Annotated in this window: 18 protein-coding genes and 2 tRNA genes; 12 read left to right on the forward strand and 8 right to left on the reverse strand. The window is 69.3% G+C overall.

Annotation, left to right across the window (positions count from 1 at the left end; genetic code table 11):
• Window positions 1–6 precede the first annotated feature (6 nt).
• Window positions 7–80, reverse strand: a tRNA-Pro gene (locus tag AOP72_RS09160).
• 99 nt (window positions 81–179) lie between these two features.
• Between AOP72_RS09160 and AOP72_RS09165 the strand changes: the two genes are divergently transcribed.
• Window positions 180–253: transfer RNA gene (locus AOP72_RS09165), tRNA-Gly, on the forward strand.
• Between the two features lie 103 nt (window positions 254–356).
• On the opposite strand, the gene AOP72_RS09170 is transcribed toward AOP72_RS09165, so the two are convergent.
• Both AOP72_RS09170 and AOP72_RS09175 read right to left on the reverse strand, forming a co-directional pair.
• Window positions 357–776, reverse strand: coding sequence for a DUF1761 domain-containing protein (locus AOP72_RS09170; protein WP_062135360.1), 420 nt, complete (start codon window positions 774–776; stop codon window positions 357–359).
• 59 nt (window positions 777–835) lie between these two features.
• Window positions 836–1306 carry an SRPBCC family protein gene (locus AOP72_RS09175; protein WP_062135363.1) on the reverse strand — a complete coding sequence of 157 codons (471 nt, stop codon included), beginning with the start codon at window positions 1304–1306 and terminating at the stop codon, window positions 836–838.
• A gap of 367 nt (window positions 1307–1673) precedes the next feature.
• On the opposite strand from AOP72_RS09175, the gene cysK reads away from it, so the two are divergent.
• Window positions 1674–2609, forward strand: coding sequence for a cysteine synthase A (gene cysK / locus AOP72_RS09185; protein WP_062135369.1), 936 nt, complete (start codon window positions 1674–1676; stop codon window positions 2607–2609).
• A 27-nt stretch (window positions 2610–2636) separates the two neighbouring features.
• Window positions 2637–3302, forward strand: a complete 666-nt coding sequence (gene cysE, locus AOP72_RS09190; protein WP_084631655.1) for a serine O-acetyltransferase — start codon at window positions 2637–2639, stop codon at window positions 3300–3302.
• 312 nt (window positions 3303–3614) lie between these two features.
• Here cysE and AOP72_RS09195 read toward each other — a convergent pair whose 3' ends face one another.
• A complete protein-coding gene (locus AOP72_RS09195; protein WP_062135372.1) occupies window positions 3615–4094 on the reverse strand; it encodes a Dps family protein in 480 nt (159 codons plus the stop codon).
• A gap of 117 nt (window positions 4095–4211) precedes the next feature.
• Between AOP72_RS09195 and AOP72_RS09200 the strand changes: the two genes are divergently transcribed.
• From AOP72_RS09200 to AOP72_RS09210, 3 genes are all read left to right on the forward strand, one after another.
• Window positions 4212–4721 carry a CoA-binding protein gene (locus tag AOP72_RS09200; RefSeq protein ID WP_202965655.1) on the forward strand — a complete coding sequence of 170 codons (510 nt, stop codon included), beginning with the start codon at window positions 4212–4214 and terminating at the stop codon, window positions 4719–4721.
• A gap of 89 nt (window positions 4722–4810) precedes the next feature.
• Entirely contained in the window at window positions 4811–6082 is a 1272-nt protein-coding gene (locus tag AOP72_RS09205; RefSeq protein ID WP_193746400.1) for a GNAT family N-acetyltransferase, read from the forward strand.
• Between the two features lie 90 nt (window positions 6083–6172).
• Entirely contained in the window at window positions 6173–7435 is a 1263-nt protein-coding gene (locus AOP72_RS09210) for a GNAT family N-acetyltransferase (protein ID WP_062135378.1), read from the forward strand.
• A gap of 95 nt (window positions 7436–7530) precedes the next feature.
• Here the strand turns inward: AOP72_RS09210 and AOP72_RS09215 are convergent, their stop codons facing one another.
• The gene (locus AOP72_RS09215) at window positions 7531–7980 is read right to left on the reverse strand and encodes a ribose-5-phosphate isomerase (RefSeq protein ID WP_062135381.1); all 450 of its coding nucleotides are present in this window, start codon (window positions 7978–7980) and stop codon (window positions 7531–7533) included.
• A 133-nt stretch (window positions 7981–8113) separates the two neighbouring features.
• On the opposite strand from AOP72_RS09215, the gene AOP72_RS09220 reads away from it, so the two are divergent.
• Complete coding sequence (locus AOP72_RS09220; protein WP_062135384.1) at window positions 8114–10051, forward strand: M13 family metallopeptidase; 1938 nt, start codon at window positions 8114–8116, stop codon at window positions 10049–10051.
• Between the two features lie 276 nt (window positions 10052–10327).
• Here the strand turns inward: AOP72_RS09220 and AOP72_RS09225 are convergent, their stop codons facing one another.
• Window positions 10328–12187: an ABC transporter ATP-binding protein gene (locus AOP72_RS09225; protein WP_062135387.1), complete on the reverse strand. Its 1860-nt coding sequence runs from the start codon at window positions 12185–12187 to the stop codon at window positions 10328–10330.
• Window positions 12188–12369: 182 nt separating this feature from the next.
• Between AOP72_RS09225 and AOP72_RS09230 the strand changes: the two genes are divergently transcribed.
• From AOP72_RS09230 to AOP72_RS09250, 5 genes are read left to right on the forward strand one after another with little or no spacing between them, the layout of a single operon-like run.
• Window positions 12370–13239 carry a CDP-alcohol phosphatidyltransferase family protein gene (locus AOP72_RS09230; RefSeq protein WP_062135390.1) on the forward strand — a complete coding sequence of 290 codons (870 nt, stop codon included), beginning with the start codon at window positions 12370–12372 and terminating at the stop codon, window positions 13237–13239.
• A gap of 60 nt (window positions 13240–13299) precedes the next feature.
• A complete protein-coding gene (locus tag AOP72_RS09235) occupies window positions 13300–14295 on the forward strand; it encodes a hypothetical protein (protein WP_062135393.1) in 996 nt (331 codons plus the stop codon).
• A 50-nt stretch (window positions 14296–14345) separates the two neighbouring features.
• Window positions 14346–15011: a pentapeptide repeat-containing protein gene (locus AOP72_RS09240; protein WP_062135397.1), complete on the forward strand. Its 666-nt coding sequence runs from the start codon at window positions 14346–14348 to the stop codon at window positions 15009–15011.
• A 49-nt stretch (window positions 15012–15060) separates the two neighbouring features.
• A complete protein-coding gene (locus AOP72_RS09245; RefSeq protein ID WP_062137110.1) occupies window positions 15061–15558 on the forward strand; it encodes a tRNA (cytidine(34)-2'-O)-methyltransferase in 498 nt (165 codons plus the stop codon).
• Entirely contained in the window at window positions 15555–16274 is a 720-nt protein-coding gene (locus AOP72_RS09250) for a polyamine aminopropyltransferase (protein WP_062135400.1), read from the forward strand. The genes AOP72_RS09245 and AOP72_RS09250 overlap by 4 nt, the downstream gene beginning before the upstream one ends.
• Window positions 16275–16304: 30 nt before the next feature.
• On the opposite strand, the gene AOP72_RS09255 is transcribed toward AOP72_RS09250, so the two are convergent.
• On the reverse strand, window positions 16305–17651 hold the full coding sequence (locus AOP72_RS09255; protein WP_062135403.1) for a carboxylesterase family protein: 1347 nt from the start codon (window positions 17649–17651) through the stop codon (window positions 16305–16307).
• Window positions 17652–17780: 129 nt separating this feature from the next.
• The gene (locus AOP72_RS09260; protein WP_062135406.1) at window positions 17781–18281 is read right to left on the reverse strand and encodes a ClbS/DfsB family four-helix bundle protein; all 501 of its coding nucleotides are present in this window, start codon (window positions 18279–18281) and stop codon (window positions 17781–17783) included.
• Window positions 18282–18512 lie beyond the last annotated feature (231 nt).

Below are 18512 nucleotides of genomic sequence, written 5' to 3' on the forward strand. Positions count from 1 at the left end.
CACCCGTCGGGGTGACAGGATTTGAACCTGCGACCCTCTGCTCCCAAAGCAGATGCGCTACCAAGCTGCGCTACACCCCGTCCGCGCACGCTTGTCAGCGTGCGCGGTACCCGCATCGGCCGGGCTCGGCTACTCTAGTACGCGCCGGGATCGCGACCGCACGTCGCTCAGCCCGGCTCGCGGGTGTAGCTCAATGGTAGAGCCTCAGTCTTCCAAACTGATGGTGCGGGTTCGATTCCCGTCACCCGCTCCACGAAGTCCCTCGATACCGCACCGACACTCACCGTTCTTCAGGTGACGCGGAAGGCCGAGATCCGACACTGAGCGCACTCTGGGGCGCCAAGGTGGGGAGTGGGCTAGAGGAACAGCCCGATGATGAGGCCCGAGATCGCGAGCGCCATCGCATCGTGCGCCGTGTCGATCCAGGTGGCCACCGGACCCCGCATCGCGAAGCCGTCGTGCAGCAGGTGCGCCCCGCCGCGGAACGCGAACCCGAGCACTGCTCCCGTCACGGCCGCGCCCCACCAGCTGTCGACGCCCAGCGCCACCAGCAGCACTGCGAGAACGAGCAGCCCGAGCGCGTTGCCCACCACCATCTGGCCGAACGCGCGGCCCATATTCGCGTCCTTCATCTGCTCGTCGGTGAATCCCACCGCGCGTTGCCACGGTCGGAAGAAGCCTTGGGGCGAGTACCAGAAGAACCCCAGCGCGAACGTCGCGACGAACGCCAGCAGCACGCCCAGCCACGGGATGCCGTCAAGACTGAACCACTCCATGTCACCCTCCTCGCGGGACGGGCCCGCTGCCGCCGCGGCGCTCCGAATCGGGGCCGCGTCTAGGGACGACCGAGACCCTCCGCTGCTCGGCCGATGTCCTCAAGGTCCTGCGTCAATGCCTTCTCCGAGGCCTTGCGCCCCATCGCGCCGAACAGCGCCCACGCCATCCTCTGGCCGAACGAGGGATTCACGGTCTCCCCGGTGAACGCGACGCTGAGCAGCGTCCCGAGGCCGCGGGGCTCACAGGTGAAGACGGTCGAGTAGCGCGTGCCGCTCGACTCAGCCTCGATCGTGGTCGACCGGGGCGCGTCGACGGCGGCCACCCACATCTCCTCCGACGCCTCTTTGCCGAACATGCGCCGCGTCTCGCGCCACCGCACTCCTACCTCATACCCCTGACCCTCGAGACGGTCGATCGCGATCACCCCGGACAGCACATCGGCGGCGCCGTCGATGTCCGTGATGACGTTCCACACCTCGCGCGGTTGAGCATTGATCTCGCGCTGCGCGAGCACTGTCGACACTGCCATGGTTTCGCCCCTTCGCCGCGAGCGCGGCTCGTTTTCACCCTAGCCCCCGCCCGCCTCGCCGTCCTGCGAAGCCCGCGCGTCTTGCTCCCGTGCGCGCATCGGCGCTACTCTGACTGACGTCCGCACAGAAAGGTCAGCGAGATGAGCACCGAGCACAGCGCCGACGCGCCGTTCTCGCCTGCCCCGCTGATGTGCGCGACCCTCAGCAACTGCATGTGCTGCTGCTGTCTGTAGAGCGCTAGCGCGCGCCCGCCACGAGCGGGCTCGATGCACGCCAGCGCTCGCCCCGGTATCGAATCCCGATGCACTCCTGTTGTTCTCACCGGACACGCCCTCTCAGGGCCTCATCACCGAAGGAAGACCACTCATGGCAAGGATTTACGAGGACGCTACGGCCCTCATCGGCAACACTCCCCTGGTCAAGATCAATGCCCTCGCCGAAGGCGCCGGCGCCACCGTGCTCGGCAAGCTCGAGTTCTACAACCCCGCCAACTCCGTGAAGGACCGCCTGGGAGTCGCCATCGTCGACGCCGCAGAGAAGTCGGGCGACCTCCAGCCTGGCGGCACCATCGTCGAGGCGACCTCCGGCAACACCGGCATCGCGCTGGCCATGGTCGGCGCCGCCCGCGGCTACCACGTGGTGCTGGCGATGCCCGAGACCATGTCCAAGGAGCGCCGCGCGCTGCTGCGCGCCTTCGGCGCCGAGCTCATCCTCACCCCCGGGCCCGAGGGAATGAAGGGCGCCGTCGAGGCCGCGAACAAGATCGCCGAGGAGCGCCCCGGTTCGGTGCTCGCGCGCCAGTTCGCGAACGAGGCCAACCCTGAGATCCACCGCCGCACCACGGCGGAGGAGATCTGGAACGACACCGACGGCGAGGTCGACATCGTCGTCGCCGGCATCGGCACCGGTGGCACCATCACCGGTGTGGGCGAGGTCCTGAAGGCCCGCAAGCCCAGCATCCAGATCATCGCGGTGGAGCCGGCCGAGAGCCCCATCCTCAACGGCGGCGAGCCCGGCCCCCACAAGATCCAGGGGATCGGCGCGAACTTCGTGCCCGAGATCCTCAACACTGAGATCTACGACGAGGTCATCGACGTCGACTCCGAGACGTCGGTGGCGACTGCCCGCGCCGCGGCTCGCAAGGAGGGCCTCCTGGTGGGCATCTCATCCGGCGCGGCGCTGCACGCCGCCATCGAGGTCGCCAAGCGTCCCGAGAACGCCGGCAAGACCATCGTCACCATCATCCCGTCGTTCGGCGAGCGCTACCTCTCCTCGGTGCTCTACGCCGACCTGATGGACTGACGACACCGACGAGAGGCGCGTCCCCGCATGTCTGACCGCACAGGATTCCTCGCGCTGGCGCTCGAGGACGTCCGCACCGCCATGAGACGCGACCCTGCCGCGCGCTCGTGGATCGTCATCGTGCTGTCCTACCAAGGGGTCCACGCCATCTGGCACCACCGTGCCGCCCACTGGCTGTGGAACAAGGGCCTGCGCACCTACGGACGATTGTGGTCCCAGTACGCCCGCCGTCGCACCGGGATCGAGATTCATCCCGGTGCGACGCTGGGGCGTCGCGTGTTCATCGACCACGGCATGGGCGTGGTCATCGGCGAGACCGCCGTGGTGGGCAACGACGTGCTGCTGTTCCACGGCGTGACGCTCGGCGGCACCACCATGAGCCCTGGCAAGCGCCACCCCACCGTCGGCGACCGCGTGGTCATCGGGGCGGGCGCGAAGGTTCTCGGCCCCGTGCACATCGGCTGCGACGCGCGCATCGGCGCGAATGCCGTGCTGGTCAAGGATGTCCCCGATGGCGCAACTGCGGTGGGCATCCCGGCGAAGATCCGCGAGCACCCGAGTTCGCGCGAGGCAGGCACGGCGGCGTCGTCGGTCGACGCCGGTGACTCGTACCGCCACCCGGACCCCGATGCCATGCCGGAAGGCGTTCTCTCGCCTCACGAGCAGCACGAACCGGCGATGTATTACATCTAGAGGCGAAGATTTCTGTGCGCGCCTCTGTTGTCGGCCGCAGGAAGGCGCTAGCCTGACAACAGTTTCAGACAACATAGACCTGGCGTGCCCCTCAGCCGCGCCACGGACGACGGGCCCCTCGCATATGGCGGGGGGCCCGTTGTCATGTCCGGACACGAGAACGGGCCCCCGCCTTGCGGCGAGGGCCCGTGAGTCCCGAGGGGGGTCGGGGACTCGTCCCGGGAGGGGACATTCTCAGTGCCGTGGCCCGCGACCTGTCACGTCAGCATCGCCATCTCGACGAGGCGCCTGGACAGCTCGCGGCTGGCGCGGTCAGGAGGCGAAGGCCCGAAGCATCCAGGCCGTCTCCTCGTGGAAGTCGAGGCGGCCGTTGTAGAGATCCGCCGTCGCGCCGTCGCCGGCCTCGTCCGCCGCCTCTGACAGGGGCCGGATCGCCGCGGCGACGGCCTCGTGGTCGCGCTGCAGGTTCTTCACCATCGTCATCGCGTCCGAAGCGGGCTCGTGATCCTTGAGAGTCGTGAGCTCGAGCATCTCCGCCATCGAACCGGGTGCCTCGACACCGAGGGCACGCATGCGCTCAGCGAGGTCGTCCGCGGCGAGGAAGAGCGCGTTGTACTGCTCCTCGAGCATCAGGTGCAGCGAGCGGAAGTGGGGGCCCGTCACGTTCCAGTGGTAGCCCTGGGTCTTCAGGTAGAGGGTGAACGTGTCCGCCAGCGCCTGTCCGAGTCCCGCGTTGATGGACTTGAGGTCCTCTTCCTTGATGCCGATGTCGGGGCTTGACTTGGTCGCCATGGGTTTCTCCTTCACGTCTGTTCCTTCTGGGTCGGACACCCAGGTAACGAGCCGCCGCCGTGGGCCATTCCCACCCCGATTTCGGGAATGTCCGGCATGGCGGTACGTTCCGGAAGTATGAGCATCAAGCTGCCCGGACAGCCGTCAGGCGAGGCCTGCCCCACGCCTGGATCTGCGGACTCCACGCACGCACTCGACGACGACGCACTGGTGGACATGCTCGCCGGCGCGCGCACCGTCGCCGTCGTGGGCGCGTCACCGAACGACCACCGCACCAGCTACTCGATCGCGGCGTGGCTGATGACCCGCACGCCCTTCGAGGTCTACCTGGTCAACCCGATGGCGGAAGGCCAGGAGATCCGCGGCCACGGCTTCTACGCTTCGCTCGCCGAGCTTCCGGTCGTCCCTGACATCGTCGACGTGTTCCGACGCTCGGAGCACGTGCCCCCGGTGGCAGACGACGCGATCGCGGTGGGGGCGCACGCGCTGTGGATGCAGCTCGGCGTCTCGCACCCAGAGTCGGCGGCGCTCGCACGCGATGCGGGGCTCGACGTCGTCCAGGACCGGTGCATCAAGGTCGAGTACGAGCGCCTCCGCGACGCCGTGGAGCAGGCAGCCGCCGAGTAGCCGCCCCGCGCGCGTGTGGATGGTGAATGCCTGCGCACAGCACCGCACTGCGCGAGCGCGATGTCACCGTCCGGTGCCACAATCGATCCGTGACTACACCCCAGGGCTATCACGTCCTCTCCGTTGACCATTCCCGCGCGAGCGAGGTCCTGCACGTCGACGCGTTCGCGTTCGCGTTCACGGTCCCCGAGAAGGACGCCGGGTTCATCCACGACATCCTCCCGTGGGACCGCACTCGCGCCATCGAGGTGGTCGATCCTCTGCGCGGACGCGTCGGCACGCTCGCCGCGGTCCACGCGTCGTTCGAGTTCAAGACCTGCGTGCCTGGCGGCCGCGAAGTCCCCACTGCGGGCCTCAGCTGGGTGGGCGTCCACCCCGGTCATCGGCGCCGCGGGTTGTTGCGCGCCATGATCCATGACCACTTCTCCCGGTCACTCGCGCGAGGCGAGGTCATCTCGACCCTGTTCGCCGCTGAGACCCAGATCTACCAGCGGTTCGGCTATGGTCTCGCTGCCACCGAGGCTCGCGTCCAGTTGGGGCGCGGCGCCGACATCCGTCCGCTCGAGGGCTCGGATGACCTCGCTGTCGAGATCGACTCCGCGTCGATCGAGCGTCACGGCGACGCCATCCGGTCGATCCAGTCGCGCATGACGCGGCCCGGGACCGTCACCGCCCTGGCCCCGCAGACCCTCGCGGACGTGCTCATGGATCTCGAGATCGACCGCGAGGGCGGCGAAGAGCTGCGGATCGCAGTCGTGCGCGATGGGTCGGACCCCGTCGCGTGGGCGCTCTTCCAGCGCAAGGGCGACTGGGGAGACTCGGGGCCAGATGGCAAGGTCAGAGTGCGCGCCTGGGGTGCGCTCGACGCCGCGGCCACGGTGCGCCTCTGGGGAGTGCTCGTCGACTTCGACCTGATGGCGACCACCTACGCCGGCAAGTTCGCTCTCGACGACCCGCTGCTGCTCCGCCTCAAGGACATCCGCTCGGCCAAGGTCAGCATCGCCGACAATCTGTGGGTGCGCATCCTCGACGTCGCAGAGGCACTGCAGGCGCGCGGCTACGCAGCCGATTGCGATGTCACGATCCACCTCGAGGATGCGTTCCTGCCCCTCAACGCGGGCGTCTGGAGGGTCCACGTGGTCCACGGCGAGGCGCGCGTCACGAGAGACGATGGCGCAGATCCCGCCTCCGCTGACCTCCGGATCGACATTCAGGAGCTGGGGGCTGCGTACCTGGGCGGCACCACCATCACCGAGCTGCTGCGCGCGGGGCTCGTCGACGAGCGCACTCCCGGCGCCGCAGGCGAGCTCTCCCGGGCGATGGCGTCGGACATCAAGCCCGTCGCGAACTTCGGCTTCTAGAGACCCGGCGCCCCGCCCTCCGCAACGTTCTCAGGCGTGGGGTGGCCGCCAGGGTTTGGGGACCGGGCGGAAACCTGGAACCCTAGGGGCATGAAGAAGGCAGAGGGTTACCAGTCCATCACCGTCCCCGAGGCGCGACTCGACGAGTTCTTCCAGGTGGTCCAGTGGGCCTTCGTGGGCGAGTGGCTCATCGAAGACCGGCAGGACTACATCGACGCTCTGCCCGTGGAGCGGGCACGCGGCCTCGAGGTCACCGACGAGCGCCGCGGCGCCGTCGGAGAGATCGCTGCAGTTCACGCGAGCTTCGGGACCGAGATGATCACGCCGGGAGGCCGTCGCGTCAGCGCGGCAGGACTGTCCTGGCTGGGTGTCCACCCGTCGCACCGCCGCCGGGGCCTGATGACCGAGATGATGCACGACCACTTCCGCCGGTGCCTCGAGCGCGGCGAGGCCGTGAGCACGCTGTACGCGATGGAGGCGGAGATCTACGCCCGCTTCGGCTACGGGATGGGCGCACAGACCGTGAAGGCGTCGATCCCCCGCGGCCCTCGCATGTGGAAGGTCGAGGGCGCGGACGAGCTCACCGTGCGTCTCGAGCGAGCAAGCTTCGAAGCCCACGACCAGTTGGTCGCGGACCTGCAGGCGAAGCTCACCCGGCCCGGCACGATCCTCAACCCAGAAGGCTCCGGTCGCAACGCGCGGTTCACTGACCCGCTGGGCAACCGCAAGGGCATGGAGAAGTGGCGCATCGCCATCGTCGAAGACCGAGGCGAGCCCGTGGCCTACGCATTCTTCCGCCGCAAGGCCGATTCGGACATCGGCATCCACGACGGCATCTGCCAGGTCCGAGAGCACGGCGCGCTGACCCCTGCCGCCTCCCAGCGGCTGTGGGAGACCCTCACCGACTTCGACCTGGTCGAGACCACCTACACCGAGAACCTCGCAACCGACGATCCCTTGCTGCACCAGCTCAAGGACGCCCGCGGCGCACGCTCCAAGGTCATCGACAACCTGTGGGTGCGCCTGCTGGACGTGCCGACAGCCCTCCAGTCCCGCGAGTACTTCCACGACTGCGATGTGACCGTCGGCCTCACCGACAAGCACGTCCCCGACAACGCCGGCACCTGGCGCATCCTCGTCCGCGACGGCGAGGCCAGCGTCACGAGGGCCGAGAGCGCCGAGCCGGACCTGACCATGGACGTGCGCCACCTGTCCACCGTGTATCTGGGCGGCACCAGCGTCGAGTCGCTCGCCGCGGCCGGCCAGGTGCGCGAGCACACCCCGGGCCAGGCGCGCGAGCTCGCGGTGGCGATGATGTCGCCCATCGCCCCGCTGGCGAACTGGGACTTCTAGCCTCAACCCATCACTGCGCGCTAGAGGGACGTGAGTGCGGGATCCGGCGTGAATCCTGCACTCATGTCCCTCTAGGACGCGCGGCCGGGTGAGGCCTAGCGCTGCCGCTCGTACGCCGTCATCGCATCGATGCGGCGCTGGTGACGCGCGTCTCCGCTGAAGGGCTCGGCCACGAAGGCGTCCGCGATCGCGGTGGCGTCCTCCAGCGAGTGCATGCGGCCGCCGATGGACCCCACCTGCGCGTCGTTGTGCTGGCGGGCGAGCCGGGCGATCTCCTCTGACCAGATGAGCGCGGCGCGGATGCCCGCCACTCGGTTGGCGGCGAGCTGCTCACCGTTGCCGGAGCCACCGATCACGATGCCGAGCGCTCCGGGCTCATCACGCACGGCCTCAGCGGCAGAGATGCAGAACGACGGGTAGTCGTCCTGAGCGTCGTACTGCTCGGCACCGTGGTCCACGACGTCGTGGCCCGCGGCCACGAAGTGGGCCTTGAGGTGCTCCTTGAGCTCGAATCCGGCGTGATCGGCAGCGATGTGGATGCGCATGGGTCCATCCTGCCAGGCTCGTCCGCAGGCGCGCGCTTCGCGGCCCCGACGGCGTCCCGCACGCGCCTCGGCGCGACCTCGCCGACAGCGAAACCGTCCCAGCCCGCGCATCGGCCCCCCATAGGGTGAGGACATGGCACTTCATTCCGGCATCGACCAGTCCGAGTTCTCCCCCACCGTGCGTCCGCAGGACGACTTCTTCCGCTACGTGAGCGGCCCCTGGGCGGAGTCGCACGTCATCCCGGACGACCGCGCCGCCGACGGCAGCTTCTACACGCTGCGCGACGAGGCGGAGAAGCACACCCGCGCGATCATCGAGGCCGCAGAGCCCGAGTCGCAGATCGGCGGGCTGTACGCGAGCTTCATGGACGTCGAGCGCGTCAATGCCTTGGGCACCACGCCGCTCGAAGAGGACTTCGTGGCAATCGCCGATGCGCAGGACCGCACCGCGCTCGCCGTCACCATGGGTGCGCTGCAGCGCACCGGAGTGGCCGGCGCCGTCGGCTACTACGTGTTCGCGGACAAGAACGACCCGGACACCAACGTGGTCTACCTGTCGCAGTACGGGCTCGGCCTTCCCGATGAGGCGTACTACCGCGAAGACGCTCACGCGGACACCCGCGAGAAGTATGTCGCGCACATCGACCGCATGGCGGAACTGACCGGCGTGGGCTTCACCGGGCAGGGCGTCATGGCGCTCGAGACGGCGCTCGCGAGCCACCACTGGGACAACGTCAAGACCCGCGAGGCGGAGCTCACGCACAACCCGACCACGCTCGACCGGCTCGTCGCGGAGGCGCCCGGCTTCGACTGGCGGGCATGGGCCGACGCGATCCACCTTCCCGAGGCCGCGCACGACCTGCTGATCGCCAGCGAGCCGAGCTTCTTCGAGGCGTTCGCGCAGCTGTGGGCCGAGACGGACGTCGCGGACTGGCAGGCGTACCTGCGCTGGCGCGTGGTGAACTCTCGCGCGCCGTACCTCACGGAGGAGATCTCCCAGGCGAACTTCTCGTTCTACGGCACCGTCCTGTCCGGAGCCACGCAGCAGCGCGAGCGCTGGAAGCGCGGCGTGGGCTTCGTGGAGGCCGTGGCCGGCGAGCTGGTGGGCCAGGAGTACGTGAAGGCGCACTTCCCGCCCACCCACAAGGAGCACATGGATCGCCTGGTCGCGAACCTCATCGAGGCGTACCGGCAGTCCATCACCCAGCTGGACTGGATGACGCCGTCGACCAAGCAGCGCGCGCTCGACAAGCTCGCGCAGTTCACGCCCAAGATCGGCTACCCCGAGAAGTGGCGCGACTTCACCGACCTCGAGGTGTCGCCGCATGACCTCGTGGGCAACATGCGCTCCTCCTCGACGTTCGACGAGGACTGGGAGTGGTCCAAGATCGGCAAGCCGGTGGACCGCTCCGAGTGGCTGATGACGCCGCAGACGGTCAACGCGTACTACCTGCCGCTTGCCAACGAGATCGCCTTCCCTGCCGCGATCCTGCAGCCGCCGTTCTTCCACCCGGAGGCCGACGACGCGGTCAACTACGGAGGCATCGGCTCCGTGATCGGCCACGAGATCGGCCACGGCTTCGACGACCAGGGCTCCAAGTACGACGGCCGCGGCAAGCTCGAGGACTGGTGGACCGAGGCCGACCGCGCCGCCTTCATGGAGCGCGCCAACCGCCTCATCGAGCAGTACAGCGGCTACTCGCCCCAGCAGCTGAGCGACGAGCACGTGGTCAACGGCGCGCTCACCGTCGGCGAGAACATCGGCGACCTGGCGGGAGTCGAGATCGCGCTCAAGGCCTACGAGATCTCGCTCGGCCACCCCATCGCCGACGCCCCTGACGTCGACGGGCTCACCGCGACCCAGCGCTTCTTCATCGGGTACGCCCTCACCGAGCGCATGGTCACGCGAGACGAGGCGCTCGTCACGCGCCTGGCGATGGACCCCCACTCGCCCAGCGAGTTCCGCGTCAACGGCATCGTCCGCAACGTGGGCGCGTGGTACGAGGCCTTCGAGGTCACCGAGGAGGACGAGCTGTGGCTCGCCCCCGAGGCGCGCGTGAGCATCTGGTAGCCACTCCGGGGTTACCCTGGATGCAGGCCCCGCTGTGGGGCTGTCGCCCACCTCTAGGAGGCACGCATGGCTGAGAAGCAGAGCATCGACCTGATCGACAAGGGCGCTGAGACGCCCGCCGCCGAGAACACCGGCGGATGCTGCGGCGGCAGCTGCGGCTGCGGCAACTAGTCGACCCAACAGTTCTAGACGGACGGCGGGATCGGGCCTACGGGCCCGGTCCCGCCGTTCGCGTCTGTGGCGTTCGTGACGACGACGGACGGCCGATGCGCGGGTTCAGTCGCGCTGTTCGGCCGCGAGACGCGCGAACAGACCGCCCGCAGTGGTGAGTTCGGCCGCGGTGCCGGACTCGACGATGCGCCCGCCGTCGACCACGTGGATGACGTCCGCGTCGGCGATGGTGGACAGCCGATGCGCGACCACCAGGGTGGTGCGCCCTTCTGCGGCACGGTCGAGGGCGACCTGGACGATGCGCTCGCTCACGGTGTCCAACGCGCTGGTCGCCTCGTCGAGGAGCAGCACCGGCGGGTCCTTGAGGAGCACGCGCGCGATTGCGATGCGCTGCTTCTCGCCGCCGGACAGCCGGTATCCCCGCTCCCCCACGACCGTGTCGTAGCCGTGCTCGAACCGCTGGATCTGGTCGTGGATGTTGGCGTCGCTGCACGCCTCGATGAGCTCGTCGTCGGTGGCGTCCGGCTTCGCGTAGCGCAGGTTCTCCGCGATGGTCGCGTGGAACAGGTATGTCTCCTGGCTGACCACACCGATCTTGTCCACGATCGACTCGTGGGTGAGCTCGCGCACGTCCGCTCCCGAGAACAGCACCGCCCCCGAGCTCGCCTCGTGGAGCCGTGCCGCCAAGTACACCACCGTGGTCTTGCCCGCTCCCGAGGGACCTACGAAGGCCACGGTCTGGCCCGGCTCCGCCACGAACGACACGCCATCCAAGGTGGGGACGGCATCGGCCGCCCCGTCGGGGTAGCGGAACGTGACGTCGCGGAACTCGATCCTGCCCACCGGGCCCGGCGCCTCGGCGGCGTCCCGCGCATCGGGCGCATCCACGATCGCCGGCGTCAGGTCCAGGTACTCGAAGATGCGGGCGAAGAGTGCGCGCGAGGTCTGCACCTCGAGGGCGACGCGCATGAGCGCCATCAGTGGGAACAGCAGGCGCGCCTGGATGGCGGTGAACGCGACCACGGTGCCGGCGGTGATGGCGGGCTCGACGCCCTGGCCATTGGCGCGCGCGATGAGAATCCCGGACGCCAGGTAGATGACCGCGGGCACGGAGCTCATGATCACTGTCACGACGCCGAAGAACCACTGCCCGGACATCGACAGTCGCACCTGCAGACCGATCTGGTTCTGGTTCTCCGCACCGTAGCGCTCGGATTCGAGCCGCTGCCGGTTGTAGACCTTGGAGAGCAGGATGCCGCTGACCGACAGCGTCTCCTGGGTGATGGCGGTCATCTCGGACAGCGACTCCTGAGTGCTCGACGCGAGTCGCGCGCGCACCTGGCCCACCCGCCGTTGCACCACGACGAGCGCGGGCATGAGCACCACCGCGATCAGGGTGAGGCGCCAGTCCAGCAGAATCATGGCGACCAGCGACGCGAGCACGGTGACGGAGTTGCCGACGATGCTCGAGATGAACGTGGTGAGCACCCCGGACACGCCGCCCACGTCATTCTGGAGCCGCGACTGGATCACGCCGGTCTTGGTGCGCGTGAAGAAGGCGAGGTCCATCGACTGCAGTTTGTCGAACAGTCGCATGCGCAGGTCGCCGGTGACCCTGTTGCCGACCGACGCGGTCACGTACGTCTGCCACACGCCCAGCACTGCGACGGCCAAGAAGATGGCGATCACGAGCGCCACCAGTTCGATCAGCAGCGTCACGTCAGGTCCGCCGGGCGGGAACAGCGCATCGTCGAAGATGCGCTCGACGATGAGGGGCGGGATCACGCCGGCCGATGCGGTGGTCACCACGAGAGCGGCGGTCAGCGCCAGCTGGCGCCGGTAGGGGGCGAAGAGGGCGCCCACGCGGCGCCACAGGTCGGGAATGTCGGGGGCATCGGCATTCGCGGCGCGCTGCGCCGACTCGTCGCGACCGGCGGTCCCTCGACCGTGACCGGCACCGCCCATCGCGGCGCGGCGCGATCCGGGGGGTGCGGGCAGGCTCATAGTCGCCAGCGTAATGCGCGCCGTGTCGTGGTCAGCGCTGCTGGCCCTGGATCCGGCGTCCGGCAACTCGCGCACAACCAGGGGGAACAACAGCGAATGACGAGTTTCTTAACTTTGCGTGAAGCCCCTGCTAAAATCGACAGATGGCGATCCACACTCCGGTGCACGACAGCGGGTACCTCTTTGGCGAGGGCTCCGTCCGTCTGCACCCTCGACGCGTCGTGGATCCGGCCCGCATCGACGTGCCGCTCGACACGATCCGGGCGGTCGGTCAGCCCCCCGCTATTCGCGGCCGCGCAACGGCCGAGCACTGGAGTGCCTCGCTGTACTGGCGCAAGGTCTCGCCGCGACTCACCCAGCGGTTCCTTGCCGCGGGCCTGAGCGCCGATGCCGTCACGGTGGGCGTGATCCTCACCGGCTGGATGGCTGCGCTGTCGTTGCTCATCCCGTCGATTGCCGGACCGCTCCTCGCGGCGGTGTTCGCCCAGTCGCAGATGCTCGTCGACGCCTCCGACGGCGAGGTCGCGCGCGTGCGAGGCACCTCCGGTCCACGCGGCGTGTTCCTCGACAAGATTGCGCATTACACGACCGAGGGCCTGATTCCGATCACGCTCGGAGCCTCCGTGGCGATCTCGATGGGTGACGTGCTGCCCCTCGCACTCGGCGCCCTGCTCGGTTCGATGGTGCTGATGAACAAGCTCCTCAATGACGCGGTTCACGTCGCTCGCGGGGCCGTGGGCATGCCGAACGTTCCGGACTCCCACGAGGCTCGCGAGATCGGACGCCCGCTTCTCAGGCTCGCTCGCAAGGCCTTCAATCTGGTGCCGCTGCACCGCGTGTATCACTCGGTCGAGATGACGCACCTCATCCTCATCGCCGCGCTCGTGCAGACCGTGGTGGGCGCGCCTGTGCTGTGGTGGACCCTCATCGCACTCGTGGCCATCACGCCCTTCGTCCTCGCGGGCCACTTCGTGGCGATCATGGCGTCGCCCAAGCTCCGCCCCATTCGCTGACCGCCGCCTCGGACGCGCGTCGACCGCGCGCTCTGGCCGTGTGCTCCCTAGGGTGGGCGCATGACTCCCGATCCTGAGAACGGCTTCCCTGCGCTTGGTCACGACGTCGACGCCCGTGACCGCACCGGCCGCTCCCCCGCCCACGCCACGCCGATGCGCCCGCTGTCTGCCGCATCGACCGTGCTCGTGGGCGTGGTGTCCGCTGTGCTCGGGCTGGCGCCGTGGCTCGTCACTGGCATGACCCTGCCCCTGCAGAACATCTGGCAGACGGACACTCTCCCCGACGGCATGCCACTCGCGCTGCTGCCGCTCAGCCAGTACTCCCTGGTCGCATCGGTGGCGATGGTCGTGGTGGGCTCCGCTCTCGCGGGCGTGATCGGGCGACTCGCCGCGAGTCGTGGGCGACCAGTCCGCCTCTGGCTCATGGGGGCAGGGGCTGTCGCCGTGCAGGGCGTCGCTCTCGCCCAGACCGCCGTGGTGCTGCAGGGCGGGCTCGAGGACTCGACCCGGGCGCGGGTCTACCTCGCGGGCATGATCGCGGGAGTGTGCGTCGGCATCGTCGTGGGCCTCCTGGTGATGACCGGCCTGGGGCGGTCAGGCGTGGCGGGCACCACAGTGGCGCTCACGTTCGCGGCACTCGCCCTCGCTCAGTGGCTGCCGGTTCTGATCCACCCGATCGGCGCGATGCCCTCGTACGACACCCCGCAGCTCGTGTCCGACGCGGTGCGGTGGCTGCCCGTCCTCATCATCGCCGTGGCCATCGGATGGTGCGGGGTGGCGACGGTCAGGCGCGCGGTCGCGAGTGTCGTGTCGCTCCTCGCGCTGTGGATCGTGCCCTCCGCCGTCGTCGCCTTCAACTACGCTGTCGGCAGCCGCATCTACCTGCAGTATCCTTCCGAGCTCATCCCCGCGGGCACTCAGGTGTTCCGCAGCTCGTTGACATCGGCGGGGACCCCTCAGCACATGCTCGTGGCCGTCGTCGTCGCGGTGATGGTGGGGATCGTGCTCTTTGCCGCGCGGAGCATGCGCGACACCCCCGCGGCCGACGCCGACTGAGTCCTCGCGCCACACCGCCGGCCGTCAGAGCCGCGACCTAGAGTGACGACATGCCGTTCCTGATCGCCCCACCCCGACCCGAGCCCGTGTCGCTCGCCCACCTGACGCGCGCGGGTTCCTCCGACCTCGACGATGGCCCGCACTTCGACGATCTCGACCTGGCCGGGCTGGACTTCGGGAGCCGCGACCTGACCGACGCCGCGTTCACTGACTGCGATCTGAGCGGCGCACACCTGGGAGAGGCCACGCTGCGCGGGGTCGGCGTGACCGGCTGCCGTGCCGAGGCCCTCGCTGCGGCGTCGCTCGACGCTCCGGCGAGCCGATGGCGACGCTGCGAGATCACCCGCTCGCGCATCGGCGCCGCGGAGCTCCACAGCGGAGAATGGACGGAGTCCGTCATCACCGGCTGCAAGGTCGGATACCTGAACCTGCGCGGCTCGGAACTGAGGGACGTCGTGTTCGAGGACTGCGTGTTCGATGACCTCGACCTCATGGACGCGTCGCTGGCCCGCGTCGCTTTCCGGGGCTGCAGCGCCCGGACCCTGACCATCCGCCGGGCGAGCATGACGGACGTCGACATGCGCGGCCTCGAGTTCTCAGGTCTCGACGACGTGGAGTCACTGCGCGGAGCAGCCGTGTCGGGGCAGCAACTCATGGATCTGGCGCCCATGCTCGCCGCGCACCTGGGGGTCCTCGTCGACGACGCGGAGGCGTGACCACGGCGACGCGCACCAGCGGGCCCGAGCGCCTGGGATGATGGGCGGCATGTCCGCCGCCCCTCACGTCGCCTTCTACGAGCCCCGCATCCCCGAGAACACCGGCGCCGCGATCCGGCTTTCGGCGGTGACCGGCTCTCACCTGCACCTCATCGAACCGCTGGGCTTCGACCTGTCCGAGCCCAAGCTGCGGCGCGCCGGGCTGGACTATCACGACCTCGCGACGGTCACCGTGCACCGCGACTTCGACGCGCTGCTGGACGCGATGCCGACGTCGCGGGTGTTCGCCTTCACCGCGCGCGCCACCACGATCTACGCCGACCTCGAGTACCGGCCCGACGACGTGCTGCTGTTCGGCCCCGAGCCCACGGGCCTGCCAGAGGAGGCCATGACGCATGCCCGGATCACCGACCGCGTGAGGATTCCGATGCTGCCGGGCCGCCGGTCCCTGAACCTGTCCAACTCGGCCGCGTTGGTGACATATGAGGCGTGGCGCCAGGCGGGGTTCGGCGTCGAGACCGCACCGACCGGAGGAGACCCGTCATGAGCGCACGCTTCGAGGAACTGGGATGGGGCCCGACGCCCATCGGTGAGGTGAGCCTGCGGCGGCGACTCGACCCGGTGACACGCGTGGACGTGTTCGAGGTCAAGCTGGGCGACGAGTGGCTGATGTCCAGTCAGTTCACCGTCGCGGAGGAGGCGCTCGCCCACCACGGCCTCGCGCGGCTGACCGACCGCGACGCCGATGTGGTGGTGGGCGGCCTCGGGCTCGGCTACACGGCCGCGAGCGCGCTCGAGCACGCCGCCGTCCGTGACCTCGCCGTCGTGGAACTGCTGGAGCCGGTCATCGAGTGGCACGAGAAGGGGCTCGTCCCCCTGGGACAGGTGCTGACGGCCGATGCGCGGTGCAGGTTTGTCCAGGGCGACTTCTTCGCGATGAGCCACGACGGCGGCTACGACCCCACGGCGCCGGACCGCACGTTCGACGCGGTGCTGCTGGACATCGACCATTCGCCCCGGCACGTGCTTGACGACGGCAGCGCCGGTTTCTACGGGCTCGAGGGCATGCGGGCCGTCGCCTCGCGGATCTCCCCCGGCGGGGTCTACGCGATGTGGTCCAACGACCCGCCGGACGCCCAGTACGTCGCCATCCTCGAGCAGGTGTTCGTGGACGTCGAGGCCGAGGTCATCACGTTCCCCAACCCCCTCCAGGGCCGCGACGCCACCGCAACGATCTACCTGGCGTCGAAGCCGAGCGCGTAGCGCCCAGGCCCGCTGGCGCCGTCCGTCTGGCTAGTCCTGAATCGTCAGCACCGGCGCGCGCGCTGCGCTCACTGCGGCGACGTCACCGGTGCGGATGAAGTCTCCCCATACGCCACGCACGGCGCGCCCCACCTCGAGGATCCGCTCCGCGCTCTCGTCTCCCAGGATGGACGCCGCGGCCCACGACTCGGGGTCTCCCAGCAGCAGGGGAAGGTCCATGCCGTGGCCGTCCATCATGGGCGACCCCTCGGCCCGCCACCGCAGCGAGTACTGGATTGCACGGCCCCCCGCCTCCCGGTGGGCGCGCGCGAACTGTGCGGCGGGGCGCTCGTAGACGGCGCGCGCCAACGCGCCGGCGGTCACCCGGTGGAGCGCCCGGCCGATGCCGGGAAGGGCGAATGCGCGGCGCAGGCCCGGGTACCGCATCCCCACAAGTGCGCCCTCGTCCGCCAGGTGGCCGATCATCACGTCGACACCAGCGGCGTTCGCGGTGAGCGCGTCTCGCTCGGCCTCGGGAGGCAGCGGCGCGTGACCCCACTGCGGGCCGAAGGGCATCAGGCTGGTGAGCCCGTGGGTGCGCGCGGCCTTCGAGGCGCTCGCCTGAGCGTCGAGCACCTCGGCCACGGGCGCATCGGGCGCCACGGGACCGGCGGCGCGCAGCATCGCTGCGGTCATCGGTTCGCGTCCACGGGCGATCCCCAGCGGGGTGCTCTGCAGGATCGCACGCTGAAAGAGCGTGCCCGCGTGCTCCGTCGCGAGCAGCGACGCAATCGCATCGGCCCCCGCAGACTGGCCCATCGCGGTGACGCGATCGGGGTCGCCGCCGAACGCCGAGATCGATCGCTGCACCCACGCGAGCGCGGCGATGATGTCCAGCAGCCCCAGGTTGGCCGGCGCCGTCGCTCCGTCGCCCAGGAACCCGAGCACGCCCAGGCGGTAGGTGATCGACACCACGATCACGCGCTGCTCCTCGACCAGCAGCGCCGGGTCGTAGGCGGGCAGCTCTCCCCCGCCGGTCGCGTAGCTGCCGCCGTGGATCCACACGACGACGGGAAGACCCTGACCCGTCCGGCCGTCGTCCGGCGCATCCGCAGGCCAGGTGACGCTCAGGAACTGGCAGTGCTCGTCGAGTCCCTGCCGTTCGGCGTAGCCGGGATCGACGGCCGTGAGCAGCGCATCGGGCAGCTGCGGGCTGAGCGGGCCGGGCGTCCCCTCATGGGGCGCCGTCCACGGCTCGGGGGCGACGGGCGGCTGGAAGCGCTCGGCGGTGGCGTAGGGAACGCCGTGCGCACGCATCACGCGAGCGTTCCGATGCGCGACCACCGGACCGTCGGGGGTCTCCACTGTCGTCGTTGCGCCGGGGGCAGGGTGAGTCATCGTCGCCTTCGTGTCGAGGGTGAGCGTCGGGTGCGCTCACCGTCGAGCCTTGTCCCGAGCAGGTCAGGTTCCCACCATCGTAGAGCGGGCAGGCGCATCGGCCGATGCGGGGCTAGCCGAGCGTCACTGTCAGGCGCGAGCGTGGCGGCGAAGTTTCTTGAGCGCCCACTCGTCGTGGCTGGAGGTCGATGAGACGCAATAGGCGCCCAGCGACGTCGACCCCGTCCACGGGTAGTGCTTCTTGGTGAAGAGCTCGCCATCGGTGTGCGACTCGATCATGGCGATCACGCGGTCGTAGGACTCCCCGTAGAGCTCCAGGGCACGGTCCAGGCTCGTGTGGGCATGAGCGTCGCGGAACGCGACGTTCATGGGGGCGTAGGAGTTCCAGGTGTAGCCGTCGGGGAGGAACGACGCCCCGTCGCCGTGAGTGTTTGCGTGCTCCCACGCGAGCAGCAGCAGATGCCACACGTGAAGGTGCACCAGCACGTCGCGCACGCACCGGTCGCGGTCGTCGAAGGCGAACTCCGCTTCGCGCTTGTGTGGCGGAAGGGCGTCGATCAGCTCGAGTACCCGCCGTCTGCTGGCCTTGCACTCCTTCAGCAGCTCGTGCTTGCTCGTCGGCCTCGCCATGATGCACCCCCGGATCCTTGACGCGGGGACATCCCTGTCATCCTGGCACCGCTCGCGCCACCTGCCAAGCGCTGAGGCATCACGAGGCGCGGGCTCCTCGCCTAGCGTGCGAACGTCATGTGGACGACGCCGTTCTCGGCGGTCTCGGCGGTCTCGGCGGTCTCGGCGGTCTCGGCGGTCTCTGACGACGGTGGCGCCTTCACCGATGCGCGCATCGGTGCCGTGTGCCGC

The organism is Demequina aestuarii, from assembly GCF_000975095.1.
Lineage (GTDB): Bacteria > Actinomycetota > Actinomycetes > Actinomycetales > Demequinaceae > Demequina > Demequina aestuarii.